24 protein-coding genes are annotated in these 26,462 nt (G+C 68.6%); 8 read left to right on the top strand and 16 right to left on the bottom strand.

Annotation, left to right across the window (positions count from 1 at the left end):
* Positions 1–14: 14 nt before the first annotated feature.
* The 3 genes from lptF to AB7E83_RS13530 are packed head-to-tail and all read left to right on the top strand — an operon-like array spanning position 15 to position 2,568.
* Entirely contained in the window at positions 15–1,109 is a 1,095-nt protein-coding gene (lptF, locus tag AB7E83_RS13540; protein WP_428570250.1) for an LPS export ABC transporter permease LptF, read from the top strand.
* The gene (lptG, locus tag AB7E83_RS13535; RefSeq protein ID WP_428570248.1) at positions 1,106–2,215 is read left to right on the top strand and encodes an LPS export ABC transporter permease LptG; all 1,110 of its coding nucleotides are present in this window, start codon (positions 1,106–1,108) and stop codon (positions 2,213–2,215) included. Before lptF ends, lptG begins: the two co-directional genes overlap by 4 nt.
* Positions 2,212–2,568 carry a sirohydrochlorin chelatase gene (locus AB7E83_RS13530; protein WP_428570246.1) on the top strand — a complete coding sequence of 119 codons (357 nt, stop codon included), beginning with the start codon at positions 2,212–2,214 and terminating at the stop codon, positions 2,566–2,568. The genes lptG and AB7E83_RS13530 overlap by 4 nt, the downstream gene beginning before the upstream one ends.
* 15 nt (positions 2,569–2,583) lie before the next feature.
* Here AB7E83_RS13530 and AB7E83_RS13525 read toward each other — a convergent pair whose 3' ends face one another.
* From AB7E83_RS13525 to AB7E83_RS13495, 7 genes are all read right to left on the bottom strand, one after another.
* Positions 2,584–4,467 carry a potassium transporter Kup gene (locus AB7E83_RS13525; RefSeq protein ID WP_428570244.1) on the bottom strand — a complete coding sequence of 628 codons (1,884 nt, stop codon included), beginning with the start codon at positions 4,465–4,467 and terminating at the stop codon, positions 2,584–2,586.
* A gap of 69 nt (positions 4,468–4,536) precedes the next feature.
* Positions 4,537–5,223 (bottom strand): response regulator, encoded by a 687-nt coding sequence (locus tag AB7E83_RS13520; RefSeq protein WP_428570243.1) that lies wholly within the window; start codon positions 5,221–5,223, stop codon positions 4,537–4,539.
* Positions 5,220–6,722: a sensor histidine kinase gene (locus tag AB7E83_RS13515; protein ID WP_428570241.1), complete on the bottom strand. Its 1,503-nt coding sequence runs from the start codon at positions 6,720–6,722 to the stop codon at positions 5,220–5,222. The genes AB7E83_RS13520 and AB7E83_RS13515 overlap by 4 nt, the downstream gene beginning before the upstream one ends.
* 57 nt (positions 6,723–6,779) lie before the next feature.
* Positions 6,780–7,061, bottom strand: a complete 282-nt coding sequence (locus tag AB7E83_RS13510; RefSeq protein WP_428570239.1) for a BrnA antitoxin family protein — start codon at positions 7,059–7,061, stop codon at positions 6,780–6,782.
* Positions 7,036–7,314 (bottom strand): BrnT family toxin, encoded by a 279-nt coding sequence (locus AB7E83_RS13505; RefSeq protein ID WP_428570237.1) that lies wholly within the window; start codon positions 7,312–7,314, stop codon positions 7,036–7,038. The genes AB7E83_RS13510 and AB7E83_RS13505 overlap by 26 nt, the downstream gene beginning before the upstream one ends.
* A gap of 37 nt (positions 7,315–7,351) precedes the next feature.
* Positions 7,352–7,990, bottom strand: coding sequence for a flavin reductase family protein (locus AB7E83_RS13500; protein ID WP_428570236.1), 639 nt, complete (start codon positions 7,988–7,990; stop codon positions 7,352–7,354).
* A 3-nt stretch (positions 7,991–7,993) separates the two neighbouring features.
* Positions 7,994–8,983: a Bug family tripartite tricarboxylate transporter substrate binding protein gene (locus tag AB7E83_RS13495; protein ID WP_428570234.1), complete on the bottom strand. Its 990-nt coding sequence runs from the start codon at positions 8,981–8,983 to the stop codon at positions 7,994–7,996.
* 32 nt (positions 8,984–9,015) lie between these two features.
* On the opposite strand from AB7E83_RS13495, the gene AB7E83_RS13490 reads away from it, so the two are divergent.
* On the top strand, positions 9,016–9,777 hold the full coding sequence (locus AB7E83_RS13490) for a GntR family transcriptional regulator (RefSeq protein ID WP_428570232.1): 762 nt from the start codon (positions 9,016–9,018) through the stop codon (positions 9,775–9,777).
* Positions 9,778–9,794: 17 nt separating this feature from the next.
* On the opposite strand, the gene AB7E83_RS13485 is transcribed toward AB7E83_RS13490, so the two are convergent.
* Genes AB7E83_RS13485 through AB7E83_RS13470 form a run of 4 tightly spaced genes read right to left on the bottom strand, consistent with a single transcriptional unit; the run spans position 9,795 to position 13,825 of the window.
* Positions 9,795–10,727 carry a fumarylacetoacetate hydrolase family protein gene (locus AB7E83_RS13485; protein ID WP_428570230.1) on the bottom strand — a complete coding sequence of 311 codons (933 nt, stop codon included), beginning with the start codon at positions 10,725–10,727 and terminating at the stop codon, positions 9,795–9,797.
* 4 nt (positions 10,728–10,731) lie between these two features.
* A complete protein-coding gene (locus tag AB7E83_RS13480) occupies positions 10,732–11,691 on the bottom strand; it encodes a Bug family tripartite tricarboxylate transporter substrate binding protein (protein WP_428570228.1) in 960 nt (319 codons plus the stop codon).
* A 13-nt stretch (positions 11,692–11,704) separates the two neighbouring features.
* Positions 11,705–12,562, bottom strand: a complete 858-nt coding sequence (locus tag AB7E83_RS13475) for a TauD/TfdA dioxygenase family protein (protein ID WP_428570226.1) — start codon at positions 12,560–12,562, stop codon at positions 11,705–11,707.
* Between the two features lie 33 nt (positions 12,563–12,595).
* The gene (locus AB7E83_RS13470; protein WP_428570224.1) at positions 12,596–13,825 is read right to left on the bottom strand and encodes an alpha-hydroxy acid oxidase; all 1,230 of its coding nucleotides are present in this window, start codon (positions 13,823–13,825) and stop codon (positions 12,596–12,598) included.
* Between the two features lie 129 nt (positions 13,826–13,954).
* Here AB7E83_RS13470 and AB7E83_RS13465 point away from each other — a divergent pair, with 129 nt between their 5' ends.
* Together AB7E83_RS13465 and AB7E83_RS13460 are read left to right on the top strand one after the other, a co-directional pair.
* Positions 13,955–14,899 (top strand): CysB family HTH-type transcriptional regulator, encoded by a 945-nt coding sequence (locus tag AB7E83_RS13465; protein ID WP_428570223.1) that lies wholly within the window; start codon positions 13,955–13,957, stop codon positions 14,897–14,899.
* Between the two features lie 22 nt (positions 14,900–14,921).
* A complete protein-coding gene (locus AB7E83_RS13460) occupies positions 14,922–16,082 on the top strand; it encodes a pyridoxal phosphate-dependent aminotransferase (RefSeq protein WP_428570221.1) in 1,161 nt (386 codons plus the stop codon).
* Position 16,083: 1 nt separating this feature from the next.
* Here AB7E83_RS13460 and AB7E83_RS13455 read toward each other — a convergent pair whose 3' ends face one another.
* The gene (locus AB7E83_RS13455; RefSeq protein ID WP_428570219.1) at positions 16,084–16,785 is read right to left on the bottom strand and encodes a (2Fe-2S)-binding protein; all 702 of its coding nucleotides are present in this window, start codon (positions 16,783–16,785) and stop codon (positions 16,084–16,086) included.
* Positions 16,786–16,894: 109 nt separating this feature from the next.
* On the opposite strand from AB7E83_RS13455, the gene AB7E83_RS13450 reads away from it, so the two are divergent.
* On the top strand, positions 16,895–19,099 hold the full coding sequence (locus tag AB7E83_RS13450) for an SLC26A/SulP transporter family protein (protein ID WP_428570218.1): 2,205 nt from the start codon (positions 16,895–16,897) through the stop codon (positions 19,097–19,099).
* A 9-nt stretch (positions 19,100–19,108) separates the two neighbouring features.
* Here AB7E83_RS13450 and hrpA read toward each other — a convergent pair whose 3' ends face one another.
* Both hrpA and AB7E83_RS13440 read right to left on the bottom strand, forming a co-directional pair.
* Positions 19,109–22,912: an ATP-dependent RNA helicase HrpA gene (gene hrpA / locus AB7E83_RS13445; protein ID WP_428570264.1), complete on the bottom strand. Its 3,804-nt coding sequence runs from the start codon at positions 22,910–22,912 to the stop codon at positions 19,109–19,111.
* Between the two features lie 134 nt (positions 22,913–23,046).
* A complete protein-coding gene (locus AB7E83_RS13440; protein ID WP_428570216.1) occupies positions 23,047–24,267 on the bottom strand; it encodes a diguanylate cyclase domain-containing protein in 1,221 nt (406 codons plus the stop codon).
* 41 nt (positions 24,268–24,308) lie between these two features.
* On the opposite strand from AB7E83_RS13440, the gene argA reads away from it, so the two are divergent.
* Positions 24,309–25,658: an amino-acid N-acetyltransferase gene (gene argA / locus AB7E83_RS13435; RefSeq protein ID WP_428570214.1), complete on the top strand. Its 1,350-nt coding sequence runs from the start codon at positions 24,309–24,311 to the stop codon at positions 25,656–25,658.
* Between the two features lie 3 nt (positions 25,659–25,661).
* Here argA and AB7E83_RS13430 read toward each other — a convergent pair whose 3' ends face one another.
* Entirely contained in the window at positions 25,662–25,961 is a 300-nt protein-coding gene (locus AB7E83_RS13430; protein ID WP_428570213.1) for a BrnA antitoxin family protein, read from the bottom strand.
* Positions 25,915–26,196 (bottom strand): BrnT family toxin, encoded by a 282-nt coding sequence (locus AB7E83_RS13425; protein WP_428570212.1) that lies wholly within the window; start codon positions 26,194–26,196, stop codon positions 25,915–25,917. The genes AB7E83_RS13430 and AB7E83_RS13425 overlap by 47 nt, the downstream gene beginning before the upstream one ends.
* Positions 26,197–26,462 lie beyond the last annotated feature (266 nt).

Here is a 26,462-nt window from a genome sequence, read left to right as displayed (position 1 = left end):
ATCAGGTGCGCCCGATGTTATTCCATTCATCCGTTCGCAAGGAGCTGGCCCGCAGCTTCGGCGCCACCCTGGTGGTGCTGGTCACCATCGTGATGACGATGACGCTGATCCGCACGCTCAGCCAGGCGAGCCGTGGCAGCGTCAACCCGCAGGAAGTCATGATGGTGATGGGCTACACGGTGCTGGGCTACCTCGCGCCGGTGCTCACGCTGAGCCTCTTCACCTCCATCGTCGCCACGCTCTCGCGGATGTACCGCGACAGTGAAATGGCAATCTGGTTCTCGGCTGGCCGCGGCCTGTCCGCATTCCTCTCCCCCCTGTTCCAGTTCGCCTGGCCGGTGCTGCTCGTCGTCGCGGTGCTCGCGCTGGGCATCTGGCCCTGGGCCAACCAGCAGACGCAGGAGCTGCGCGAGCGCTACGGCCGCCGCGGCGACCTCGAGCGCGTCGCCCCCGGCCAGTTCCAGGAGTCGGCGAGCGGGCGGCGCGTGTTCTTCCTCGACAAGGACACGCCCGACAACAAGTCGGGCCGCAACATCTTCATCTCGACCATCGAGAAGGGCAAGGAGACCGTGACGTCCGCCCGCGCCGGACGCATCGTCGCGCGCGGCGACGACCCCTTCCTCGTCCTGTCCAACGGCCAGCGGCTCGAGAGCTCGCTCACGGGCCAGGGCATGCGGATCAGCGAGTTCGAGGAGCACGGCGCGCGCGTCGGCGCCGGCGTGCTGGGCGGCCCCGACGACCTGCCGGCCAAGACCCGCTCGACGCTCACGCTGCTCACGGAGCTCTCGCCCGTGAACCGCGCCGAGCTCGCCTGGCGCATCGGCCTGGCGCTGGCCGCGCTCAACTTCGTGATCCTCGCGATCACCGTGTCGAGCGTGAACCCGCGCGTGGGCCGAAGCGGCAACCTCGTCTTCGCGCTCTTTGCCTTCGTCGTGTACTACAACCTTCTCAATCTCGGCCAGAGCTGGATCGGCTCCGGCCGCACCTCGTTCGCCGGATTCCTGCTCGCGCTGCACGGCGGCGTGTTCCTCGCGGGCCTGCTGTGGCTCGCGAAGCAGCACAACAACTGGACCCTGCGCGCGATGCTGCGCCGCGGGCGCGCGGCGTGAGGACGATCCGCCGGCTCGTCTTCCGCGAGGTGATCGCGGCCGTGGTGTTCGTCGCCATCGGCTTTCTCGCCCTGTTCTTCTTCTTCGACTTCATCGACGAGCTGCCCAACGTCGGCAGGGGCGGCTCGGCCTGGCGGCTCACGCAGGCGCTGCTCTACGTCGGCCTCATGGTGCCCAGCCACCTGTACGAGCTGATGCCGATCGCGGTGCTGATCGGCACGATCTTCGTGATGGCGAGGCTCGCGCAGTCGTCCGAATACACGATCCTGCGAACGAGCGGGCTCGGGCCGTGGCTCGCCTTGCGCACGCTGCTGCTGCTCGGCCTGCTGTTCACCTTCCTGACGTTCGCCACCGGCGACTACCTCGCGCCCGCGGCCGACCGCACGGCGCGCCTGCTGAAGGCACGCTACGAAGGCCAGATCACCGTCGGCCAGACCGGCGCGTGGCTGAAGGAGCGGCAGAAGTTCAACTCGTACAGCGTCAACGTCGGCTCCCTCACGTCCGAAGGCGACATGCAGAACGTGCGCATCTTCGAGGCCGATTCGCGCGGCTTCCTGGTCTCGATCACGCAGGCGCCGAAGGCCCGCTTCGACGAAGGGGGCTGGACCTTGCAGAACGCGGAACGCACCGAGTTCCCCGGCGCCGCCGCGAGCGCCGAGATCGCCTCGCGCGTGGACCGCACGCGCTCGCCCACCCTGCGCTGGCCCACCGAGATCTCGCAGGAGATGGTGTCGGTCGCCCTGCTCAAGCCCGACCGCATGAGCGCCATCGCACTTTTCCAGTACATGCGCCACCTCGAAGCGAACAACCAGACCTCGCAGCGCTACGAGATCGAGTTCTGGCGCAAGGTGTTCTATCCGCTCAGCTGTCTTGTGATGGTGGTGCTGGCCCTGCCCTTCGCCTACCTGCACTTCCGCGCGGGCGGCATCACGACCTATGTCTTCGGCGGCGTGCTGGTGGGCATCAGCTTCTTCCTGCTGAACAACGTCTTCGGCTACATCGGCAACCTGCGCAGCTGGGTGCCGTGGCTCACCGCCGCCGCGCCGGGGCTGATCTACTCGGTGTTTTCTCTCGGCGCGTTCGGCTGGCTGGTGCTGCGGCGATGAAGGGCGTGGTGCTGTTCGGGCACGGCTCGCGCGATCCGGCGTGGAAGCTGCCGATGGAGAAGGTGGCGACGCGGGTGGCGAAGTCGTCCCCCGACACGCGCGTAGTGTGTGCCTATCTGGAACTCGATCAGCCCGACCTCGGCTCTGCCGTCGCCGGGCTCGTGAACGGCGGCGCCGTCGAGATCGCCATCCTGCCGATGTTCCTCGGTGTCGGCAGGCATGCGCGCGAAGACCTTCCGCGGCTCGTCGACGCGGCGAGGCAGGCGCATCCTCGCGTGAGCTTCCGCGTGCTGCCCGCCATCGGCGAGGACGACGAGGTGCTCGACCTCATCGCACGCCGCGCGCTCGTGTGACGCCGCGGCACGTCGTCAGATCTGCACGCGCGTCCCGAGTTCGACCACGCAGTTGCTCGGCAGCCGCAGGAAGTCGGCGATGTTGCCCGCGTTTCGGGCCATGAAGGCGAAGAGGCCTTCGCGCCACAGCAGCATCCCGGGCTTGCGCGTCGGCACGACGATTTCGCGGCTGAGGAAGTAGGTGGTCTCGAACAGGTCGATGCGCAGATCGTCGGACCGGCAGCGGCCGAGCGCGGCCGGGATATCGGGCGTCTCCTTGAATCCGTAGTTCACCCGCACCTTCCAGAACCGCCCCGGCAGGCGGTCGACCGCCACGCGCTCGGCCTCCGGGATGCGGGGAACGTCGTGGAACACGACCGTCAGGATCAGGTTGCGTTCGTGCAGCACCTGGTTGTGCTTGAGGTTGTGAAGCAGGGCCTGGGGCACCGTGTCGGGGCTGGCCACCGCGTAGACCGCCGTGCGTCCGACGCGGGGAATGCTCGCGTCGCCGGCCAGCGCCTCCAGGAACGGCGCCAGCGCGGGGTCGTCGTTGCCGATGCTCCCGGCCACCAATTCCCGGCCGCGCCGCCAGCTGGCCATCAGGACGAAAAGCGCGACCCCGAGCGCCAGGGGAAACCAGCCGCCATCGAGAAACTTCAGCGCGCAGGCGGCCACCAGCAGCGCGTCGACGGCGAGGAACACGCCGGTCGCGACCACGGCGATCGGCCACGGGTACTTCCAGGCATGCCGCACCACGAAGAAGGTGAGCAGCGTCGTGGTGAACATCGTGACGGTGACGGCGATGCCATAGGCCGACGCCAGGTTCGACGAGCTTCCGAAGCCCAGCACCGCCAGCACCACCGCGGCCAGCAGCAGCCAGTTCACCAGCGGAATGTAGATCTGCCCGATCTCGCGTTCGGAGGTGTGCAGCAGCCTCATACGCGGCAGCAGCCCGAGCTGGATGGCCTGCTGCGTCATCGAATACGCGCCGGTGATGACAGCCTGCGAGGCGATGACGGTGGCGACCGTGGCGAGGATCACCGCCGGAATCAGGAGCGCCGCCGGGAACAGCCGATAGAACGGATTTTCCAGCGCCGCCGGATCGCGCATCAGCAGCGCACCCTGTCCCATGTAGTTGAGGGCGAGCGCGGGCAGAACGAGGCCGGTCCACGCGATGCGAACGGGACGCTTGCCGAAGTGGCCGAGGTCGGCGTAGAGCGCCTCCGCCCCGGTGAACGCCAGGACGACCGCGCCGAGCACGATGAAAAACTGCAGGCCCTGCGCGCGAACGAACTCGATGGCATGGACCGGATTCAGCGCCGCGAGGATGGCGGGCTGCTGCACGATCTGCGCCGCGCCCGTGACGCCCAGCACGAGGAACCAGAGTGCGATCACCGGCCCGAACAGCCGCCCGACGAGGCCGGTGCCGAATTTCTGCACGGCGAACAGGCCGACCAGGACGCCGAGGGCGATCGGCAGGACATAGGGCTTGAAGGCCGGCGTCGCGATCTCCAGCCCCTCGACCGCGCTCAGCACCGAGATCGCCGGCGTGATGACGCTGTCCCCGTAGAAGAGCGAGGCGCCGAAGATGCCCACCAGGAGCAGCAGGAGACGCCGCCGCGGCGTCGTGCCCGCGGCCTTCGCGGCGAGCGCCGTGAGGGCCATGATGCCGCCCTCGCCGCGGTTGTCGGCGCGCAGGATGAGAACGACGTACTTGAGCGTCACCACGAACATCAGGCCCCACACGATCACCGAGACGGCGCCGATCAGGTTCTGCGCGTTCGGCGCGAGCGCGTGCGCGGGGTTGAAGACTTCCTTCATGGTGTACAGCGGACTGGTTCCGATGTCGCCATACACCACGCCCAGGGCGCCCAGCGTCAGTGCACTGGCGCTGTCGCGGCCCGCTTTCGATTCGGTCATTGCTTCTCGCATGCTGCCAGGAAGGCCGCAGTGTGGAAGCCGCGACCTCAGGATCGCATATGGAAGCGCTCAGTCGACGGCGAGCCGGTAGCCGACGCCCGTGTCGGTGAGGAGGTGGCGCGGCTCCGCCGGGGCACGCTCGATCTTCGCGCGCAGCTGGCCCATGTAGAGGCGCAGGTAGTGCGTGTGCTCCGTGAATTCCGGCCCCCAGACGTCGGCCAGCAGTTGCCGGTGCGTGACCACGCGGCCGGCGCTTCGCACCAGGCGCGCCAGCAGCTTGAATTCGGTGGGCGTGAGGTGCAGCGGCTCTCCATCGCGCACGACCTGGCGCGCTTCGAGGTCGATGCGCAGGCCGTCGAGCTCGTGCGTCGTGACGGCGGGCGCCAGCGCGGTGCCGCGGTGGCGCAGTGCGACGCGCATGCGCGCGAGCAGTTCGGCGACGCCGAACGGCTTGGTGAGGTAGTCGTCCGCGCCCGCGTCGAGCAAGCGGATCTTCTCGGCTTCCTGGTGGCGCGCCGAGACGACGAGGATGGGCAAGGCATGGCGCTTGCGGATCGTGCGCACGAGCTCGATGCCGTCGCCGTCGGGCAGACCGAGGTCGAGCAGCACGAGGTCGGGCAGCGCGTGGCGCAGGAGCGCCTCGGCTTCGCCCACGGTGACGGCGGTCTGCACTTCGAAGCCTTCGACGCTCAGGGACGCCAGGAGCAGGCTCCTGATCTCCCGGTCGTCCTCGACAACGAGCACCTTCAGGCTCATGCCGCCCTCGCTTCGGGCTGCGCGGCGGCCACGGGAATCGCGAGTGCGAACGTGCTGCCGCCGCCCTCGCGAGGCCGCACCGTCAACTCGCCGCCGTGCGCGCGGGCGATGGCGCGCCCGACCGCGAGGCCCAGGCCCGCGCCGCGGCGGCCCGCGCGATCGTTGCGGCGATAGGCCTCGAACACCGACGCTTCGGCATCGGCCGCGATGCCGGGTCCGCGATCGTGGACTTCGACGCGCATCGCGCCTTCGACGACGCGCACCTCGAGCGCGATGGCGTCGGTGCTGTACTTCAGGGCGTTGTCCAGCAGGTTCTCGAGCAACTGCGTCAGCAGCACCGGGTCGGCCTGGATCAAGGGCAGGCCGGATGGGACGCGGGACTGGATGCGCCGCGCCGGATCGCGCTGGCGCACGCGGGCCAGCACGGCGCCCACGATCTCCTCCATCGACTCCCAGTCGAGGCGAAGCTCGCCGCTGTTTTCCAGGCGCGCGAGCTGCAGCGTGTTCTCCGTCAGCGACGAGAGGTGGTCGGCTTCGGCGGCGATCGATTCGGCAAGGCGCGCCTGTTCGCTTGCCGGCAGCTTGTCGCGTTGCGTCCGCAGCGACGAGGCCGCGCCCTTGATCGCCGCGAGCGGCGTGCGGAAGTCGTGCGACACGGCCGCGAGGAAGGTGTTCTGCGTCCGGTGCCAGCGCGAGCGCTCCTCGGCGGCTCGCACGCTGTCGGCAAGGCGCAGGCGCGCGAGCGCCTGCCCGACGAGGGCGCAGAGCGCCTGCGCGTGTTCGCGGCCCTCGTCGTCGCGCGCGGCGACGTTTCGCACGCAGACCGCGCCGGCCACGACGTCGCCCGAGCGCAGGGGCAGGAACCAGGCATCGAGCCCCGGCCAGCGTCCCGTGCCGGGGCCGAGCGCGGCGGATTCGCGGATCGCGGCTCGCAACCCGTCGCGCACCGAGACGTCGGATTCGGGCAACGCGATCCAGCTGCCGTCCGCATTCGTCAGCGCGACGAAGCAAGGTCCGGGGAACGAGCGCTGCAGGCTTCGCTGCGCGAGATCCCGCACATCCTCCGGCCGGCCGGCGTCTGCCAGCTCGCCGGCCAGTCCCTGCAGCTCGCGCGCCCGGCGCTCGTTGCGTCGCGCCGCCTGCGTCTCGCGCCGCAAGGCCGTTCCGAGGTGGCTGATGACGAGCGCCACCGTCAGCATCGTGAAGAGCGCGATGCCGTTCTCGCGCGTGTCGACTTCCAGCGTGAAGCGGGGCGCGATGAAGAAGAAGTTGAGGAGCGTCGCCGCGCCGGCCGCGCAGGCCACGGAAGCGGCAAGCGGCAACCTGTACGCGGCGATCACCACCGCGAGGATGAACAGCATCGCCTGGCTCGTCAGCGACACGTGCGCGTCCAGCACGAAGCACGCGGCGGTGACGGCCGCCAGCAGCGCGGCGACCGTCCAGCCGTCGCGCAGGCGTCCGGCAGGCGGCGCAGCGGCGTGTACGTTCTCCTGGCTCATGGCCGGGGAGCGTAGCACCGGGGGTATCAGGATCGCATCAGGGGCGCGATCGAGCGCTCACACCTTCGATGGCTTGTGCGATCGGAGCCAGTCCTTGAGGGCCGCATCGACTCGGGCTTGCCAACCATCGCCCGTCTCGCGAAACCGTTGAACCACTTCGGGCGAAAGGCGGATGGTGATGCGTTCCTTGATCGGGGCCCGCTGGGGTCCGCGGACACCCAGCTTCGCCTGAAGCCCGGCGGGCAAAGCCTCGCGCGCGGGCCGAAAGCGTTTGAGATCCGCCGCGGTGAGTTCGCGAACGTCGCCTTTGGCATCAGTCAGCGGTTTGGAACTTGGCATAGTGACGTACCTCTCTGTCATTCGCCTTGCGAAAACTGATGACGCGAATACCCCCGTCGGTCTCGGTGAAACACAGAACGTGCAGCCGGGCACCGAGCATGCCGATGGCGACAAACCGGACCTCGCCGTACTCGCGTCGTGAGTCGATGTCGACGAGCGCCGTCTCGAAATCGAACTTTGCGGCCTCTTCGAACGACAGGCCACGCTCGCTCTGGTTGCGCGCGCTCTTGTCGGGATCGAAGGTCAGGCGCACGATTCAGATTGTATGCACAATCTGAATCGCTAGCAACCTACCGCTCCGCGAATGCCGAAGCCTCCTCCGGCCGCACCATGTCGAACAGCGTGTCTGTCGACGAATAGAACCCGCGATAGCCGCAACGCGCGAGGTTGCGCGCCATCGACGTGTCGAAGATGCCATCGCGCAGGTAGGCCGGATCGATGTGGATGCCGACCACCTGGCCCGAGATCAGGAACCAGTCGGTGCCCTTGCCTTCGAGGTCGGTCAGCTCCGTGATCGAGAGCAGCTTGCACTCCAGCGCCGCCGGCGCGGCGGCGACGCGCGGCGCCTTCACCATAGTCGAGGGCGCCGCTTCGAGCCCGGCGAGCTGCATCTCGTCGACCTCGGGGCCAACCACCGCCGCACTGATGTTCATCTGGTTCGCGAGCTCGCGCGTCGCCAGGTTGGCGACGAACTCGCCCGTTGCCTCCGCGTTGCGCAGCGTGTCCTTGCGGCCCTTGCTCGAGAAGCCGATGATCGGCGGCGTCTCGCACAGCGCATTGAAGAAGCTGTAGGGCGCGAGGTTCACGCGGCCCTCGGGACTGATGGTCGAGATCCAGCCGATGGGCCGCGGCGCCACGATCGCCTTGAAGGGCGAATGCGGCAGCCGATGGCCCTTCGAAGGCTCGTAGAAATGCGTCTCGACGGCCACGGTTCACTCGTCCAGCTGGATCTTCGCGTCGCGGGCGATCTTCGCCCACTTCTGCTGGTCGCCGCGCACGAACTCCACGAACTGCGCGGGCGGAATGAACATCGCTTCGGTGCCGTAGTTCGCGAGACGCTCGCTCACCTTCGGGTCGGCCAGCGTGTCCTGCACCGCCTTGGCCATCTTCTCGACGATGGCGGGGTCCAGGCCGGCAGGACCGAACAGGCCGATCCAGGGCATCGCCTGGAAGCCCTTCAGCCCCGCCTCGTCGAGCGTCGGGATGTCGGGCATCAGCTTGGATCGGCGTCCCAGCGCAACGCCGATCGGCTTGACGCGGCCCGCCTTGATGAGCGGCGTGGAGCTGCCGACCACGTCGAACATCATGTCCACGCGGCCCGCCAGCACGTCCTGCATCGCGGCGGTGGAGCCGCTCTTGTAGGGCACGTGCACGATGTTGATGCCGGCCATCGCGGCGAGCAGTTCGCCCTCCATGTGGTTGGAGATGCCGATGCCGGCCGAGCCGTAGGTCAACTTGCCGGGCGACGCCTTGGCGAGCGCGATCAGCTGCTGGATGTTGTTCGCGGGGACGTCCTTGCCGACCACCAGCACGTGCGGCACGGCGGCCATCAGCGCGATGGGCGTGAAGTCCTTGATGGGGTCGTACTTGACGCTCTTGCGGATCGCCGGGTTGATCGTGTGCGCGGACACGGCGAAGAGGAAAGTGTAGCCGTCCGGCTTCGCCTGCTGCACGAGCGAGGTGGCGATGAGCGAGCCGCCGCCCGCCTTGTTGTCCACGACGATGGGCTGGCCGAGGCGGCGCCCGAGCTCGTCGCCCACCATGCGCGCGAGCGCGTCGGTGGGGCTGCCCGCCGCGAGCGGCGCCACGAAGGTGATCGGGCGCTGCGGCCAGGCCTGCGCGAATGCCGCGGCGCCGGTGAGGAGCAGCGTCGCCGCCGCCACGGAAGCGCGCGCGAAGGAATTGAATGTGCGACGGTTCATCGTCAGTCTCCAGGTTGATATTCTCGATGTCCATGACATCGCATGTTTCGCGGCGCGCGCAGGCGCCGCTGTACGCCACGCTGGCGCGCCACCTGGCGCAGGCCATCGAGGACGGAACCTATCCCGTGGGATCGCTGCTGCCCACCGAGATCGCCTTGAGCGAGCAGCACGGCATGAGCCGCCAGACCGTGCGCGAGGCCCTGCGACAGCTCACGACCCAGGGCCTGCTGCTGCGCCAGCCCGGCGTCGGCACGCGCGTGCAGCAGCGGACTTCGCCCGTGCGCTACACGCACTCCGTCAATTCGTTCGCCGATCTCGAACAGTACGCTCGCGAGCTGCGGCTCGTGATCCAGCAGGTCGACGACGTGACCGTGAGCGGGGAACTCGCGGCCCTCATCGGCTGCCGCGAGTCGAGCAAGTGGCTCCGCGTGCGCGGCGTGCGCTGCCCCGCGGGCAGCGACGATCCCGCCGCAGTCAGCGAGACGTACATCCGCGACGGCTTTCCCGGCATCCGCCGGCATCTTGCCGACCTGCATGCGACGGCGATCCACGTGCTGCTGGAGCGCGAATACGGGGAGGTCATCGAGGAGATCCGGCAGCAGATCCACGCCATCGCGATCGACGCGGCCGAGGCCGCGATCCTGCGCGTGCCGGCGGGCTCGCCCGGCCTGCAGATCCGCCGCAGCTTCTTCGCTGCGGGCGGACGCCTGATCCTCGCCGGCCACGTCACGCACCCCGGCGCGCAGTACCACTACGGCACGCGCTTCATGCGCGAGCATTCGCCGGGCGCGTAGTCGCAGGGTCACGCCGCTCAGGCGATGAAGGTCTCGAGCACGCCGCACTGCACGACCTCGGCCCGCACCACGTCGCCGCTCTTCAGGTAGAACGCCATCGGGTCGGGCCGGCCGATGGCCACGCCCTCGGGCGAGCCGACGGTGACCAGGTCGCCGCGGTCCAGGCCCGTCTTCGACCAGTGCGCGACGAGCTGCGGAATGCTGAAGATCATGTCCTTGCAGTACGCATGCTGCCGCTCTTCGCCGTTGACCGTAAGGCGCACCTCGAGCACCGACGGATCGGGCACTTCGTCCGAGGTCACGATCCACGGACCGAGCGGACCGAAGCCCGGATAGTTCTTGCCGAGCAGGATCGACTGGTTCTGCATCTCCTTGCGCTGCATCTCGCGCGCGGACACGTCGTTGAGCACCGTGTAGCCGAAGATCGCGTCGAGCGCGCCCTCCTCGTCCACGTTCAGCGCCTTCTTGCCGAGGACGGCCGTCGCCTCGACTTCGTAGTCGAACCACTCGCAGCCTTCGGGGCGATGGATCGTCGATCGCGTGGGCACCATCACGCTCGCGAGCTTGACGAAGCCCATCGGAATCTCCGAGTGCAGCTTCGCGCCCTGCTTCGTCCAGTACTCCAGCGTCTCGGCGCGGTGCGCGGCGAAGTTGCGGCCGCCGGCGATGCAGTTGCGCACGTTCAGCGGCGTCATCCACGGCACCGACGCTTCGTCGGCGAGCCACTTCGAATCGCCCTCGCGCTGCGCCCATTCCGACGCGGCGTAGCCGGCGTCGAGCATCGCGCGGCCGCCGTCCATGAAGGCGTCCATGGTCCGCGCGAAGTCGCGCGCCTTGCCGTGCGCCTGCGCGGCGGCGACGAGGTCGAGCACCTTCACGGCGCCGCCCTTGTCCAGCACCAGCCCCAGGCGTTCCGCGCCGTCCTCGCCCCTGTAGCGTCCGATCTTCATCGCATCATTCCTTCTGCACGCCCGCGTCGCGGGCGAAATTGGCCCACACCTGGCTCTCGGCCCGGATCGTGGCGACGATCTGCTCGCCGTTCTGCGTCATGACCTGGCCGCCGTAGGCCGCGATCTTCTTCTGGTTCTCCGGGTTCGCCATGATCTTCGCGACCACCTGCTGCAGCCGGCGCGTGATCGCGGGCGGCGTGCCGGCGGGCGCGGCCATGCCGAGCCACGACGTCATCTGGTAGCCCGGGAGCACTTCCGCCATCGCGGGCACCGAGGGCATCTGCGCCGAGCGCGTGGGCGAGGTCACCGCCAGCGCCCGCATGCCCTGCCCGTTCTGCGCCATGGCCGAGCCGATGTCCAGGAAGTTGAAATGCAGCGTGCCGCCGCGCACGTCGGTCGTGGTCTGGCCGAGCGACTTGTAGGGCACGTCGAGGAAGTCGAGCTTCGCCATGGTGCGCAACAGGTGAACGCACAGGCGTGAGCTCTGCGAGCCGTAGCCGGTGGAAAGCTTGTTCGGATTCGCGCGCACGTAGGCGATGAATTCCTGGATGTTCTGCGCCGGGAAGTCGCTCCTGACCATCAGCGCCCACGGCAGGCTCATGAGCGCCGTGAAGTGCGCGAAGTCGTTGATCGGCTCGTAGCCGAGCACCTTCGTCATGTGCGGCGCGGCGGCGTGCGTGCCGTTGGACGTGATGACGAGCGTGTAGCCGTCGGCCGGCTGCTTGGCGGCGTAGGCATTGCCCAGCACGCCATTGGCGCCGGCGCGATTCTCGACGACGATGGGTTGGCCGAGTTCCGTGGCCATCTGTTCGCCGACGAAGCGCGCGAGCCAGTCGGTCACCTGGCCGGGTGCGAAGGGCACGACCAGGCGGATGGGCTTGTTGGGCCAGCCGTCCTGCGCGAAGGCGGGAACGGACGTGGCGGCGGCGGCGCCGATGAGCGCCAGGGCTTGTCTTCTTTGCATGGTGATTCTTTCCTCAGACCGCTTCGAGTTCGCGCACGCCGCACCAGCGCATCTTGCGCGGATGCTTTTCCTTGTAGGGCGTGGAGCGGTGCATCGTCCACGTGTCGTCCCACATCACCAGGTCGCTCGGCTGCCACTGGTGCGCGTAGACGTACTTGCGCTGCGTCGCGTGCGCGGTGAGTTCGTCGACCAGCGCGCGGCCCTTCTCGAGCGGCCAGCCGATCACGTGCGAGGCGTGCGACGCGAGGTACAGCGCCTTCAGGCCGTTCAGCGCATGCGTGCGCACGAGCGGATGCTGCACCGGCTTGCGCGCCGCCTTCGTCTCCTCGCTGAAATCGTCCATCGTCATGCCGATCTTCGAGCGCGACCAGTAGATGCTGTGCTCGATGATCAGGCCGTCGAGCTCCTTGCGCCTCGATTCCGGCAGGTCGTTCCAGGCGGCGCGCATGTCGGCGTACTCGGTGGGCGGCGGCACCGGCGGCAGCTCGCGCGCATGCAGCGCCGTGAGGCGGATCGGGGGCTGGTTCTGCGAACCGTCCGTGTGCCACAGCTGGTTGGCCAGGAGGTACTGGCCCTTCACGCTGTCCTCGGGGATCGGGTTGCCCTCGTTGTCCACCGTGCCGACGTCGTAGAAGTGCGGATGGCCGGTGGCGATCTCCTTGAAATTCGTCACGACCGGCGGGCCGAACTGCTGGATGAAGGCCTGCTGGCTGTCGTCGTCGAGACGCTGGCCGCGAAACACCAGCACGCCGTGCGTGGCGAGCGCGTGGTCGATCTCGGCCGCGAGGCCGGCGTCGATGCCGCGCGCGAGGTCGAGGCCGTGGACCTCGGCGGCGAAGGTGTTGCCGATGCGTTTGCAGTTGACTGTCATTGCTTGGGGGTTCCTTGCGGGCTTGGGGGTTGTCTATGCCGCGATGGCGACGGGCCGCGGCAGGGCGGCGGGGTCCTGGGCCCAGTCGCCGAAGCCGGCGGGCAGTTGGAGGATCGAGCGGTCGAGCGCCTGCACGTTCGCGCTGCCGGTGAAGGCCATCACGCGGTCGAGTTCCTCGCGCAGGATGGCGAGCGCGCGGTCCACGCCCGCTTCGCCGGCCGAGGACACGCCCCAGAGCGGCGCGCGTCCGACGAACACGCCTTTCGCGCCGAGGGCGAGCGCCTTGGCGACGTCGCTGCCGCGCTCGAAGCCGCTGTCGACGAGGACGTCGAGGCGATGGCCCACGCGGTCGGCCACGGCCGGCAGCGCCTCGATGGTCGGCATCGCGGCGTCGAGGTTGCGGCCGCCGTGGTTGGAGACGATCACCGCATCGGCGCCGCAGTCGGCCGCCATCGCGGCGTCGTCGGGGTGCAGCACGCCCTTGACCATCAGCGGGCCGGTCCACAGGCGGCGCAGCTCGCGCAGGTCGGACCATTGCAGCGAATCGCTCTTGGGCAGGCCGGGCTGCTGGCCGGGCTTGTTGGAGGTGAGCTTCACGCGCAGCTCTTCGGGGTAGTTCTCCATCATCGGAATGCCCGAGCGGCGCAGGTAGCGCAGGAACACGTTGAAGAACCAGCCGGGATGGCGCGCGACGTCGAGCGCGTTGGCGCGCGTGATCTGCATCGGCAGCACGAAGCCGTTGCGGCGGTTGTATTCGCGGTTGGGCGTGGTGGCCGTGTCCACCGTGACGACGAGCGCCTCGTAGCCCGCCGCCTTCGCACGCGCGACGAGCTGGTGCGACATGCGACGCTCGGGCAGCATGTAGAGCTGGAACCAGAGCCGCCCGCCCGCTTCATCGGCCACGCGTTCCATCGAGATGATGGAAGCCGTGGACAGCGTGAAGGGAATGCCGGCGGTCTTCGCGGCCTTCGCCACGGCGATCTCGCCGTCGAACCACAGGAGACCGGCCGCGCCCGTCGGCGCCACGGCCACGGGCATCCTGGCGGGCAGGCCGAAGAAGCTGCTGGCGGTCGAGCGCTTCGACACGTCCACGAGCACGCGGGGGCGCACCTTGATCGCCTCGAACGCGGCGCGATTGCCCTTCAGCCCGACCTCGTCCTCCGTTCCGCGCGCGACGAATTCGAACAGGCCCTTGGGCAGCGTGCGGCGCGCGGCATCGCGCAGGTCGGCGATGTTGTACGCCTGCTGGGGCGAATAGGCCAATGGCGACTCCTCGAACGCAAACGACGATGCCCGAATTCTCTACCCATGTCCGTACATGGTCATTGGGGTAACTACCCGACCCCGATTCGACCGATGCATAATGATCGAAGCTCTTAGAAGAATTCGAATATGAACCTCCATCAGTTCCGTTTCGTCCAGGAGGCGGTGCGGCGCAACCTCAACCTCACCGAGGCGGCCAAGTCGCTGCACACCTCGCAGCCGGGCGTGTCGAAGGCCATCATCGAGCTCGAAGAGGAACTCGGCGTCGAGATTTTCGCGCGTCACGGCAAGCGCCTGAAGCGCGTGACCGAGCCGGGGCAGCACGTGCTCAAGAGCATCGAGCTCATCATGCGCGAGGTCGGCAACCTCAAGCGCATCGGCGAACAGTTCAGCGCGCAGGACAGCGGCACGCTCTCCATCGCGACGACGCACACGCAGGCGCGCTACGTGCTGCCGGTGCCGGTGGCGAAGCTGCGCGAGATCTATCCCAAGGTGAACGTGTCGCTGCACCAGGGCTCGCCCGACCAGGTGGCGCGCATGGTGCTCGACGAGATCGCCGAGATCGGCATCGCCACGGAGTCGCTGGCGGACTACCCCGACCTGATCACCATGCCCTGCTACGAGTGGCAGCACGTGCTGGTGCTGCCGCTGGCGCATCCGCTCGCGCGCAAGGAGCGGATCACGCTCGAGGACCTCGCCGCCGAGCCCATCGTCACGTATCACCCGTCGTTCACGGGACGCACGCGCATCGACGCCGCGTTCGCGCAGCGCAAGCTCACCCCGCGCATCGCGCTGGAGGCGATCGATTCCGACGTCATCAAGACCTATGTCCGGCTCGGCCTGGGCATCGGCATCGTGGCGGAGATGGCGATGCGCGAAGGCGACCACAATGGCGACCTCGCGTCGCGGCCACTGGGACCGCTGTTCGGCAGCAACCTCGCCCGCGTCGCGTTCAAGCGCGGGGCCTACCTGCGCACCTTCGTCTATCGTTTCGCAGAATTGCTGTCCGACCGCCTCGACCGCAATCTGATTGCCCGGGCCATGAGCGGCCAGGGCCACGATTACGAGTTGTGACTCCCCCCGAAGAGACACGCCGATGAACATTGAGCGCACCCCGCCCCTGCAGACCAAGCTGCCCGCCGTCGGCACCACCATATTCACCGTGATGTCGGCGCTCGCGGCCGAGAAGAACGCGGTGAACCTCGGCCAGGGATTCCCCGATTTCGATTGCGATCCGAAGCTCACCGCGGCGGTGACGAACGCCATGGCGAAGGGACTCAACCAGTATCCGCCGATGACGGGCGTGCCCGCCCTGCGCGAAGCCGTGGCAGCCAAGGTCGAGGCCCTGTACGGCCGCAGGTACGACCCGGCATCGGAGATCACGATCACGGCCGGCGCGACGCAGGCGATCATCACGGCCATCCTCGCGGTGGTGCGGCCGGGCGACGAGGTCATCGTGCTCGAGCCCTGCTACGACAGCTATGTGCCCAACATCGAGCTCGCGGGCGGCACGGTGGTCCGCGTCCCCCTGACGCCGGGGACGTTCCGGCCCGATTTCGGCAAGATCGCCGCCGCGCTCACACCGCGCACGCGCGCCATCGTCGTGAATTCCCCCCACAACCCGAGCGGCACCGTCTGGTCGCGCGCGGACATGCTGAAGTTGCAGGAGATCCTGGCGCCGACCGACGTGTTCGCGATCTCCGACGAGGTCTACGAGCACATGGTGTTCGACGGGCAGCCGCACGAGAGCATGGCGCGCTACCCCGGCCTCGCGGCACGCGCCTTCATCGTGTCCAGTTTCGGCAAGACCTACCACGTCACCGGCTGGAAGGTCGGCTACGTCGCGGCGCCGGCGGTGCTCACGACGGAGTTCCGCAAGGTTCACCAGACCAATGTGTTCACGGTGAACACGCCGATGCAGCACGGACTCGCAACGTACATGGCCGATCCGGCGCCCTACGTGGAGCTACCCGCCTTCTACCAGCGCAAGCGCGACATCTTCCGCGAAGGCCTCGCGCGCACGCGCCTGCGCCTGCTGCCGACCGAGGGCACCTATTTCCAGTCGGTCGACATCTCGCAGGTGAGCGACAAGAACGAGGCGGACTTCTGCAAGTGGCTCACCACCGAGCTCGGCGTCGCGGCGATTCCCCTGTCCGCCTTCTACGGGGACGGCTTCGACCAGCGCGTGGTGCGCTTCTGTTTCGCGAAGAAGGACGAGACGCTTCGCACGGCGCTCGACCGGCTGGCGAAGCTTTAGTTCAGCACTGGACGGAATTGCGGCAGAACTTCTCGAGTTCGCGCACCACCGCCTTCTGGCTCACGGCGCGGTTCGCCTGCGGGCCGACGTCCAGGCTCAGCTTCGCCGCATACCGGCGGAAGAACTCGTCGAACATCTCGCCGCCCAGCGTGCCCCAGGCCGTGAGCGTGTCGGCCTTCGCATCGTGCTCCAGCAGCACGGCGGCGAGCGGCTGCGGCGCGGGACCCGAGAGCACCTCCGCGCCGCGCGCCGGGTCGTACTGGCTGTGGTCGGCGCAGCAGTGGATCAGTTCGTCCTGCACCCCGCGCTGCGCGCGCGTCTTGCGGAAGCTGATGAAGCTCACGTCCTTCGTCGGGTAGACGAGCTGGTGGGCGCAGATCGCCGAATACGCCACCACGCTTTTCATGCGGCCCACGCCGCCGGGCCACGAATAGGCGCTGCGGTCCTTGGTGGACAGCGAATGCGGCGACGCGGTCTTGCCGAGATCGAGCAGGAAGACGGGGGTCGCCTCGAACGGATAGTGGAAGACGTAATTAGCCTGCACGCGCAGCTTCGATGCGCGCAAGGGGTCGCCACGCTCGTCGACCAGCAGAACGCGCGAGTACGCCCTGGGCTGCGCGTTCGCGGCAATGGCCTGGAAGCTGCTCGCGGAGAGGCACGCGGCACCGGCGGTACACGATCCCATGAAGCTGCGTCGGTCCACGTCCGCCTCCGATCGTTGGAGCCCTGTTGCAGTCATGTTGCAATGGCGCCGCAGCCGCGTCATTCGGCTTTTCACCGCAATGGAAAGTGCGAACCATAATCGCCGCACAATGATAAAGAACGCATGGGGCCGCGCGATCGCGCCCGCAGGCACGGCGGGGCACGTGTCCTGGTCGGCGGAAATCGTCGCGGCCGGGGTCGGCGCGGTGGTCGCCATCACCTACGCGATGTCGTATGCGGCACTGCTCTTCGCGCCGCCGCTGCAGCACCTGCTGCCCATGGGAATCGCCCTCGCCATCGCGAGCGCAGCCGTCGGCGCGCTCTGGCTCGGCTGGCGCAGCCAGCTCCCCTTCGCGGTGGCCGGGCCGGACGGCAACACGACCTCCATCCTCGCGACCATGGCCGCCACCCTCGGCGCCTCGGGCGGCTTCGCCGCCGCCGGGCCGGCCATCCTCTGGGTCGTGCTGCTCACCACGGTGCTGTGCGCGCTCGCCTTCCTCGCCCTCGGCTTCTGCCGCCTCGGTTCGGCGGTGCGCTACGTGCCCTACCCCGTCATCGGCGGCTTCCTCGCTTCGACCGGCTGGCTGATCTGCGTCGGCGCGCTGCGCATCATCGCGGAGCTGCCGCCGCAGGGCCTGCTCGCGGTGCCGCTCGCGACATTCGCGAAGCCGGTGATCCTGGCGGCCTTCGCGTTCGCGGTCGTCCTGCTGTTCGTGTTCCGCAAGCGCCGCGGCCCGCTCGTGCTGCCGCTGATGCTGATCGGCGCGGCCGTCGCCACGCACGTCGGCGTGCGGCTCGCGGGCCTCGACGCCGAACAGGCCAGCGACCGGGGCTGGCTGTTCGACACCGTGCTGCGGCCCATGTGGTCGTCGCCCTTCACGCAGAACGTGTCGATGGTGGACTGGACGGCGCTCGCGCGCGAGTGGCCCGACATGATCGCGGTCACGGCAGTCGGCGTCATCACAGTGCTGCTCAGCGCCTCGGCGCTCGAAGTGAAGTCGCGCGGCGACATCTCCATCGACAAGGAGTTGCGCGAGCACGGCTGGCTGAACCTCGCCAGCGCAGCGAGCGGCGGCTACCTGAGCCTCGTGTCGGTGGCGCGCAGCAGCGTGATCGCGGACACCGGCGCGCGCACGCGGCTCGCGCCCGTGCTCTGCGGCGCCTTGTGCGTGGCCGCGCTCTTCGGCGCTTCGTCGGTGCTGCAGTGGGTGCCGCGCGTCGTGCTCTCGGGCTTCCTGCTGTATCTCGGCCTGGCCATCCTGCGCGAATGGGTGGTCGACGTGCGCCGCTACATCGGCCTGGTCGACTGGGCGGTGATCGTGCTGATCCTCGTGACGACGGCCACGATCGGCTTCACCGTCGCGGTGTTCGCGGGCGTGATCGTGAGCACGCTGAACTTCGCGCTCAGCTACAGCCGGGTGGGCGTGGTTCAGCACGACATCGACGCGACGAGCGTGCGCAGCTCGGTGCAGCGGCCGCCCGCGCAACGCGCGGCGCTGCTGCGGCATGGCAGCGCCATTCGGGTGATCGTGCTGCGCGGGCTGATCTTCTTCGGCACGGCGAGTTCGCTGCTGGACCGCGTGCGCGGATTCCTCGCGCCCGACGCGGGCATTCCCGGCCGCGTGCTGGTGCTCGATTTCTCGCATGCGGCCAGCGCGGATTCGTCGGCGCGCTTCACTTTCGCGAAGATCGCGCAGCTTGCCGCCAAGGCGGGCGTGACGCTCGTGGTGAGCGGCCTCGGGCCGGCGACGAAGCCCGCCGTGCTGCAGGGCATTCCCGATGCGACGGTGGCGCGTTCGCTCGACGACGCGCTCGAAGCCGCCGAAGACCGGCTGCTGCGCGCGCATGCGCTCGATCCGGGCGCGGCGCACGAGCCCATCGGCCCCTGGCTCGAACGCGAACTCGGCGAGGCGCATGCGGCCACGCTGCTGCCGCTGCTGCAGCGGCGCGAGATCGCCGCCGGCGAGACGCTGCTGCGGCACGGCCAGCCGAGCGATGCGACGCTCTACTTCATCGAGCGCGGCCGCTTCGACGTGACCGTCTCCGGGCAGGCCCAGGGCCGGCGGCTCGCCAGCCTCATGGCGGGCACGATCGTCGGCGAGATGGCGCTGTACGACGATGCGCAGCGCTCGGCGACGGTGACCGCGCACGATGCGGGCGTGGTGTGGGCTTTGAAGCGCGACGTGCTGGAGCACCTGCACGAAGACGCGGGCGAAGCGGCGATGCGCGTGCATGCGCTGGTGGTGCGGACCCTGGCCGAGCGCGTGCGGCAGGCGAATGCGGCGGCCGCGGCGCTGCAGCACGGGGCGCATTGACGCGCGCCGTCAGCCGTTCACCTGCTCCCACAGCTTCTGCAGCCGCTTGGTGCTCACCGGCTGCGGCGTGCGCAGTTCCTGCGCGAAGAAGCTCACCCGCAGTTCCTCCAGGAGCCAGCGGAACTCCTGCATTCGCTCGTCGACGTGGCCCTTGCGGTCGGCGACCAGCCGCCAGAAGCGCTGCTCCTCGCGCCGGACCTCCGCCATGCGCGCGCCATCGCGCGCGGGGTCGGCGCGCAGCTTGTCGAGGCGCAGGGTGATGGCCTTGAGGTAACGCGGCAGGTGTTGCAGACGCCCCCAGGGCGTGTCGGCCAGGAAGCGCCTGGGCATCAGCCGCTGCAGTTGCTGCGATGCGTCCGCCGTGGCCTCGGGCACGATCTTCGTGTCCTTGATCTTGCGCGCGGCGGTCGCGTGCTCCGCGAGGATCGTCGTCGCGAGACGGGCGACCTCGTTGGCGATCAGCGTGAGCCGGCCGCGCCCTTCTTCCACGCGTCGCTTGAACGACGGCTCGTCGGCCGGCAGGGGGTCGAGCAGGAAGGCGCGGTCGAGCGCGACCTCGATGATCTGCGCGCGCAGCTCCTCCTGCGTGCCGAGCGGCATGAACGCCACCGCCATCTTCTGCAGGTCGGGAATGTTCTTCTCGAGGTACTTCAGGGCGTCCTTCAGCTGCAGGGCGAAGAGGCGGCGCAGGCCCGCGCGATGCTTCGCGGCGGCGACGTCCGGCTCGTCGAACACCTCGATGGAGACGGCGTCGCCCTGGTCGATGAGGGCCGGGAAGCCGACGAGCGTCGTGCCGCCCTTGCGCACCTCCATGAGCTCGGGCAGCTCGCCAAAGGTCCAGGCGGTGTGGCGGGTGTCGGCTGTTGCGCCTCCCCCCGCTGGGGGGAGGTTGGGAGGGGGGCTGGAGCGGCGAGGCGCATCGTCTTCGGCGCTCGTGCCCCCACCCTGCCCTCCCCCACGGGGGGAGGGAGGAGCAGCCACCTTCATTCCCGCCAGCGCCTGGAACGCCCCGCGCGCCTGCGCGCCGAGTTCGGCCTTCAGCGCGCCGAGGTTGCGCCCCATTCCCAGCTGCCGCCCGTGCTCGTCCACCACCCGGAAATTCATGAACAGGTGCGCCGGCAGCATGTCGAGCTTGAAGTCGGTGCGCTTCACGTCCAGGCTGGTCTGGTCGCGCACGATCTTCAGCACGGCATCGGTCAGCGACCCGCGCTCCCACCGCTGCGGCTCGAGCAGGAGCGCCGAGACGCGCGTCGCCGACTCCGGCAGCGGCACGAAGCGCGAACGCGGCTTCTGCGGCAGGCTCTTGAGCAGCGCCTGCACCTTGTCCTTCAGCATGCCGGGCACCAGCCACTCGGCGCGCTCCTCGCTCACCTGGTTCAGCACGAACAGCGGCACGGCCACCGTGATGCCGTCGCGCGCGTCGCCGGGCTCGTGCAGGTACGCGGCGGTGCAATCGACGCCGCCCAGCTTGACCGTCTTCGGGAACGCATTCGTCGTGATGCCCGCCGCCTCGTGCCGCATCAGTTCGTCGCGCGTGAGCTTCAGCAGGTTCGGCTGGCCGCGCGAGGCTTCGCGGAACCAGCGCTCGAAGGTCGCGCCGCTGTAGACGTCCTTCGGCACCTGCTGGTCGTAGAAAGCGAAGATCAGCTCTTCGTCCACCAGCACGTCCTGCCGCCGCGACTTGTGCTCGAGGTCCTCGACCTGCTTCACCAGCTTCTGGTTGGCGGCGAGGAAGGGCAGCTTCGTCTCCCACTGTCCCGCGACGAGCCCCTCGCGGATGAAGATCTCGCGCGCCCCCTGCACGTCCACCCGCGCGAACGGCACGCGCCGGCCGCTGTAGATCACGATGCCGTAGAGCGTCGCGCGTTCCAGCGCGATCACCTCGGCCTGCTTCTTCTCCCAGTGCGGGTCGAGCAGCTGCTTCTTGAGCAGGTGCTCCGCCACATGCTCGATCCACAGCGGCTCGATGTTGGCGATGCCGCGGCCGAAGAGTCGCGTGGTCTCCACGAGCTCCGCGCACACCACCCAGCGGCCGGGCCGCTTCTTCAGGTGCGCGCCGGGGTGGCGGTAGAACTTGATGCCGCGCGCGCCCAGGTAGGCCTCGTCGTCCTCGAGCTTCACGCCGATGTTGCCGAGCAGGCCGGCCAGCATCGACTTGTGCAGCTCCTCGTAGCCGGCCGGCTGCGAGTTCATGCGCCATTTGTGCTCCGCCACCACCGTGTGCAGCTGCGTGTGGATGTCGCGCCATTCGCGCACGCGGCGCACGTTGATGAAGTTCTGGCGCAGCAGTTGTTCGTACTGGCGGTTGGAGAGCTTGTGATCCTTGCCGTGCCCGCCCCGCGACTCGTCCAGCCACTGCCACAACCGCAGGTACCCCGAAAACTCGCTCTTCTCGTCGTCGAACTTCGCATGCTGCTGGTCGGCCTGCGCCTGCAGCTCCATCGGCCGGTCGCGCACGTCCTGCACCGACAGTGCGGAGGCGATCACGAGCACTTCCTCGAGCGCGCCGCGCTCGCGTCCCTCCAGGATCATGCGGCCGACCCGGGGATCGAGCGGCAGCTTCGCGAGCTCCGCGCCCATGCGCGTCAGCTCGTTCGCGTCGTCCACCGCGCCGAGTTCGTTGAGAAGCTGGTAGCCGTCGGTGATGGCGCGGCGCGAGGGCGGATCGATGAAGGGGAAATCCTCGATGTCGCCGAGCCGCAGCGACTTCATCCGCAGGATCACCCCGGCCAGCGACGAGCGCAGGATCTCGGGGTCGGTGAAGCGCGGGCGGCCCGCGAAATCCTTTTCGTCGTAGAGGCGGATGCAGATGCCGTTGGCCACGCGGCCGCAACGCCCCGCGCGCTGGTTCGCCGCCGCCTGGCTCACCGGCTCGACGAGCAGCTGCTCCACCTTGCTGCGGAAGCTGTAGCGTTTCACGCGCGCCGTGCCCGCATCGATCACGTAGCGGATGCCCGGGACGGTCAGCGACGTCTCGGCGACGTTCGTCGCCAGCACGATGCGGCGGCCGTCGTGCGAATCGAACACGCGGTCCTGCTCCTGCTGCGACAGGCGGGCGAACAGCGGCACGACCTCGGCCGTGCGCCGGATCGGATCGTGAGAGAGATGCTTGCGCAGGTGGTCCGCCGCTTCGCGGATCTCGCGCTCGCCCGGCAGGAAGACGAGGATGTCGCCCGCCGCATTCCCGCGCCAGAGCTCGTCCACGCCGTCGGCGATCGCATCGTTCAGGTCGAACTCGCGCGACTCCTCGAACGGGTGCCAGCGCTGCTCGACCGGGAACATCCGACCGGAGACGTAGATCACCGGCGCCGGCCCGCGCGCCGATGCGAAATGCTGCGCGAAGCGCTCGGCGTCGATGGTCGCGGACGTCACCACGACCTTCAGGTCGGGCCGGCGCGGCAGCAACTGGCGCAGGTAGCCGAGCAGGAAGTCGATGTTGAGGCTGCGCTCGTGCGCCTCGTCGATGATGATCGTGTCGTAGGCCTCGAGCAGCGGGTCGGTCTGGGTTTCGGCGAGCAGGATGCCGTCGGTCATCAGCTTGACCGAGGCGTCGCGCGAGAGCCGGTCCTGGAAGCGGACCTTGTAGCCCACGACCTCGCCGAGCGGCGTCTGCAGCTCTTCGGCGATGCGCTTGGCGACGCTCGACGCCGCGATGCGGCGCGGCTGTGTGTGGCCGATGAGCTTGCCCCTGCCCTTGGGTGCATTGAGCTTTCCCCGGCCCATGGCCAGGGCGATCTTGGGCAGCTGCGTCGTCTTGCCCGAGCCCGTCTCGCCGCAGACGATGACCACCTGGTGGGCCGCCATCGCGGCCATGATCTCGTCGCGTTTCGCCGATACCGGCAGCGATGCCGGAAATTGAATGTTCTCTGGAAGCAAGGCGAGATTATGCGATGCCGCCGTGGGTGCGCACCGTTCGCCGCGGCAACGGCGTCAGAGGCCGGACGACGTCATTCGGACGCCAGCGGCAGCTCCGCGATCTTCGCGCCCTCGTAGTCGTACCAGGCCATGCGGCTGCCATAACTCCAGGCCGTGCGCGACATGGCCCGGACCACGGCCACCGCCTGCGCCGGACGCGACCTCGGACCCGCGCTCAGCACGCCGATGCCGACTTCGGCCAGCCAGTCGGTGCGGCCGTGCTCCGGGTCGGCCGCGGCCTTCCCCGTAGCCAGCACCACCGGCCGCATGAGCCGCTGCCGGAGCTGGCGGGCCAGCTGCGCGAGCCGGTCGCCCTCGTGGTTGCCGGGCACGAGCAGCAGGAAGCCGTCGTCGCCGAGGCGGCCCATCTCCACGTCCGTCGGCACGCAGCGCCGCAGGCGGCTCGCGCAGACGAACAGCGCGTGGTTGAAGGCGGCGCGGCCATGGAGGTTCTCCAGCGCGTACAGGTTGGCGATCGAGACGACCAGCATGCCCATGGCGCGCTGCTCGCGGTCGCGGTCGCGGTGGAAGAACGCCTGCCCGATCATCTGGCTCGTCTCGGTGTGCGAGCGCATGCGCGTGACGGGGTCGTAGGCCGGCCCCTGCGCCATGACCTGCGTCAGCTCCAGCAGGTAGGAATACCGCGACCACATGGTGACCGCCATGACCGCGAGGTAGCCGGTGCCCGCGAGGGCGCTCGCCGCATGCACGGGCCAGGCCACGTCGCGGTCGAGCGCGATCCAGGTGAGCCCGCCCACCGCCACCAGCATCAGCGACACGCCCGAGACGGCGGCCCAGCCGAGGCGGTCGCCGCGCATCGCGCTGCGCACCGAGAGCGCGAGCATCACGCCGCCCATCGCCATGGCGGCGAGCGAGCCGAGCAGCAGGTGGTCTTCGGGATCGAGCGCCCAGCCCGCCGCCGTGACGGCGATACCGGCGCCCAGCAGCGTGGCCACGGCGCGCCGTGCGGCCTGGCGCTGCCGCAGCCAGCCGAGCATCGACAGCAGCATGAGCGCGAGCACCACCGCGCAGACGACCGAAACATGCCCGAGGAGGCGCGCCTGCGCGCGCTCGTCGCCCACCGGCACGAAGCCGAGATACGCGACGACGAAGAGCGCGGACACCAGCGACGACAGCGCCGCCATCAGCGCCACGCGCCGCAGCGAGCGCGCGAACGCGGCGAGCGACGCGGCGAGCATCAGGCCCGCCGTGCCGAAGAACGCTCCCCAGAAACCGATCGCCACGGGATCCATGGACCGCACGATACACTTTCCGCAACGTTCCTTCCCGCGCCATGTCCACCGTCTTCAATTTCACCTTCGTGCCCTGGTTCCGCTCGGTGGCGCCCTACATCCACATGCACCGCGGCAAGACCTTCGTGGTCGGCATCGCGGGCGAAGCCATCGCCGCGGGCAAGCTGCAGCACATCGCGCAGGACCTCGCGCTGATCCAGAGCATGGGCGTGCGCATCGTGCTGGTCCACGGCTTCCGTCCGCAGGTTAACGAGCAGCTCCGCGCCAAGGGCCATGCCGCGAAGTACTCGCACGGCATGCGCATCACGGACGAAGTGGCGCTCGACTCCGCGCAGGAGGCCGCCGGCCAGCTGCGCTACGAGATCGAGGCCGCGTTCTCCCAGGGCCTGCCCAACACGCCGATGGCCGGCTCGAAGATGCGCGTGCTGTCGGGCAACTTCATCACGGCGCGGCCGGTGGGCATTCTCGACGGCGTCGATTTCAAGCACTCGGGCCTCGTGCGCAAGGTCGATTCCGCGGCGATCCACCGCACGCTCGAATTCGGCGCGATGGTGCTGCTGTCGCCCTTCGGCTTTTCGCCCACGGGCGAGGCGTTCAACCTCACGATGGAGGAAGTCGCGACCAGTGTCGCCATCGCGCTCCAGGCCGACAAGCTGATCTTCCTCACCGAAATTCCGGGCATCCGCCAGCAGCCGCTGGAACCCGAGAGCGAGGACAACCCGATCGACACCGAGCTGCCGCTGGCCGCGGCCGAGCGCCTGCTTGCGAGCCTGCCGAGCGCACAGCAGCCCACCGACACGGCGTTCTACCTTCAACACTGCGTGAAGGCATGCAAGGCGGGCGTGGAGCGCAGCCACATTATTCCGTTCGCGGTCGACGGCTCGCTGCTGCTCGAGGTGTACGTCCACGACGGCATCGGCACGATGGTGGTGGACGAGAAGCTGGAGGAACTGCGCGAGGCGACAGCCGACGACGTGGGCGGCATCCTCCAGCTGATCGAGCCTTTCGAGAAGGATGGCACGCTCGTGAAGCGCGACCGGACCGAGATCGAGCGCGACGCCGCGAACTACTCGATCATCGAGCACGACGGCGTGATCTTCGCGTGCGCGGCGCTGTACCCCTATCCCGAAGCGAAGACGGGCGAAATGGCGGCCCTGACCGTGTCTCCGCAGAGCCAGGGCCAGGGGGATGGCGAGAAGATCCTCAAGCGCGTGGAACAGCGCGCGCGCGCGATGGGGCTCGACAGCATCTTCGTGCTCACGACGCGCACGATGCACTGGTTCCTCAAGCGCGGCTTCGTGCAGGTCGACCCCGAATGGCTGCCGGAGGCGCGCAAGCGCAAGTACAACTGGGACCGGCGCAGCATGGTGTTCGTGAAGAAGCTGGGGTAGGCGTCAGTCGGCCTCGCGCTTGCGCGCAGCCGCGCTGGGACGTCCCGGCAGATTCCGCTTCACGGCCTTGCGGAGCGTGTCGTTGATGCGGGATTGATATCCCGAACCCTGCGACTTGAAGTACGCAAGCACGTCTTCATCGAGGCGGATGGAGGTGAGCACCTTCGTGGGCGCGATCTGAGGACCGCGTCCCCGCTTGAGCACCGGCGCCCCAAGCATGTCTTCGGTCCAGGGCGGATTGTCCGGGTCCGACACCTTAGCCGAGGTTTTCCTTGGCAACCTGGCGGTAATAGCGTGCTTCATGCTTTTCTGCCTTTCGCAACGAGATGGCATGCGGCCCCCGCGACCGCTCCGTGTAGACCAGGACGACCACTTCATCGTGCAGAAGTCCGAAACAGACGTGGCGAGGCTCACCATACGCCACTCGAACGTCCTCGCGGGTCACGGTGAAGTGGTTCCAGATCGCGTCGCAGCCGTCGAAGTCAAGCCCGTGCTTCAAGAGGTTCGACCTGCGCTTGGCCTCATCCCAGGTCAGCAATTTTATTGTATCTACAATTTGTTGACATTGTGTCGATTGCCCATCAATCGAAAGACATCAGTCACTGCAGCGTCAAACTGAACTTCGAGTCGGGGTCGGGGAAGACTCTGCAATTGAAATGCAGGTCGCGCCTGCTGAACCTAGACAATGGTCTAAATTGCCGGGCGAAGCTCACCACCCGTCCAAGGCGAATGACGGCCCGCATTCCTCCGTGTTCGAATCGCCTTGTCGTCGCACAAACCGTAGGGAGCGCGTCATGAAGAATC

Source organism: Ramlibacter sp., assembly GCF_050250995.1.
GTDB lineage: Bacteria > Pseudomonadota > Gammaproteobacteria > Burkholderiales > Burkholderiaceae_C > Ramlibacter.
The sequence above is the reverse complement of the archived record's forward strand: the minus strand, read 5'-3'. Positions and strand labels throughout refer to the sequence as shown.

What these genes read in the sequence shown, in the direction of transcription:
- AB7E83_RS13440 (WP_428570216.1), bottom strand. Translation starts at nt 24,267, where the DNA reads ATGGATCCCGTGGCGATCGGTTTCTGGGGAGCGTTCTTCGGCACGGCG.
- AB7E83_RS13510 (WP_428570239.1), bottom strand. Translation starts at nt 7,061, where the DNA reads ATGCCAAGTTCCAAACCGCTGACTGATGCCAAAGGCGACGTTCGCGAA.
- AB7E83_RS13515 (WP_428570241.1), bottom strand. Translation starts at nt 6,722, where the DNA reads ATGAGCCAGGAGAACGTACACGCCGCTGCGCCGCCTGCCGGACGCCTG.
- hrpA (WP_428570264.1), bottom strand. Translation starts at nt 22,912, where the DNA reads ATGGCCGCGATGGCGGCCCACCAGGTGGTCATCGTCTGCGGCGAGACG.
- AB7E83_RS13530 (WP_428570246.1), top strand. Translation starts at nt 2,212, where the DNA reads ATGAAGGGCGTGGTGCTGTTCGGGCACGGCTCGCGCGATCCGGCGTGG.
- AB7E83_RS13495 (WP_428570234.1), bottom strand. Translation starts at nt 8,983, where the DNA reads ATGAACCGTCGCACATTCAATTCCTTCGCGCGCGCTTCCGTGGCGGCG.
- AB7E83_RS13490 (WP_428570232.1), top strand. Translation starts at nt 9,016, where the DNA reads ATGACATCGCATGTTTCGCGGCGCGCGCAGGCGCCGCTGTACGCCACG.
- AB7E83_RS13480 (WP_428570228.1), bottom strand. Translation starts at nt 11,691, where the DNA reads ATGCAAAGAAGACAAGCCCTGGCGCTCATCGGCGCCGCCGCCGCCACG.
- AB7E83_RS13475 (WP_428570226.1), bottom strand. Translation starts at nt 12,562, where the DNA reads ATGACAGTCAACTGCAAACGCATCGGCAACACCTTCGCCGCCGAGGTC.
- AB7E83_RS13460 (WP_428570221.1), top strand. Translation starts at nt 14,922, where the DNA reads ATGAACATTGAGCGCACCCCGCCCCTGCAGACCAAGCTGCCCGCCGTC.
- AB7E83_RS13450 (WP_428570218.1), top strand. Translation starts at nt 16,895, where the DNA reads ATGATAAAGAACGCATGGGGCCGCGCGATCGCGCCCGCAGGCACGGCG.
- AB7E83_RS13520 (WP_428570243.1), bottom strand. Translation starts at nt 5,223, where the DNA reads ATGAGCCTGAAGGTGCTCGTTGTCGAGGACGACCGGGAGATCAGGAGC.
- AB7E83_RS13525 (WP_428570244.1), bottom strand. Translation starts at nt 4,467, where the DNA reads ATGACCGAATCGAAAGCGGGCCGCGACAGCGCCAGTGCACTGACGCTG.
- argA (WP_428570214.1), top strand. Translation starts at nt 24,309, where the DNA reads ATGTCCACCGTCTTCAATTTCACCTTCGTGCCCTGGTTCCGCTCGGTG.
- AB7E83_RS13485 (WP_428570230.1), bottom strand. Translation starts at nt 10,727, where the DNA reads ATGAAGATCGGACGCTACAGGGGCGAGGACGGCGCGGAACGCCTGGGG.
- lptF (WP_428570250.1), top strand. Translation starts at nt 15, where the DNA reads ATGTTATTCCATTCATCCGTTCGCAAGGAGCTGGCCCGCAGCTTCGGC.
- AB7E83_RS13465 (WP_428570223.1), top strand. Translation starts at nt 13,955, where the DNA reads ATGAACCTCCATCAGTTCCGTTTCGTCCAGGAGGCGGTGCGGCGCAAC.
- AB7E83_RS13430 (WP_428570213.1), bottom strand. Translation starts at nt 25,961, where the DNA reads ATGAAGCACGCTATTACCGCCAGGTTGCCAAGGAAAACCTCGGCTAAG.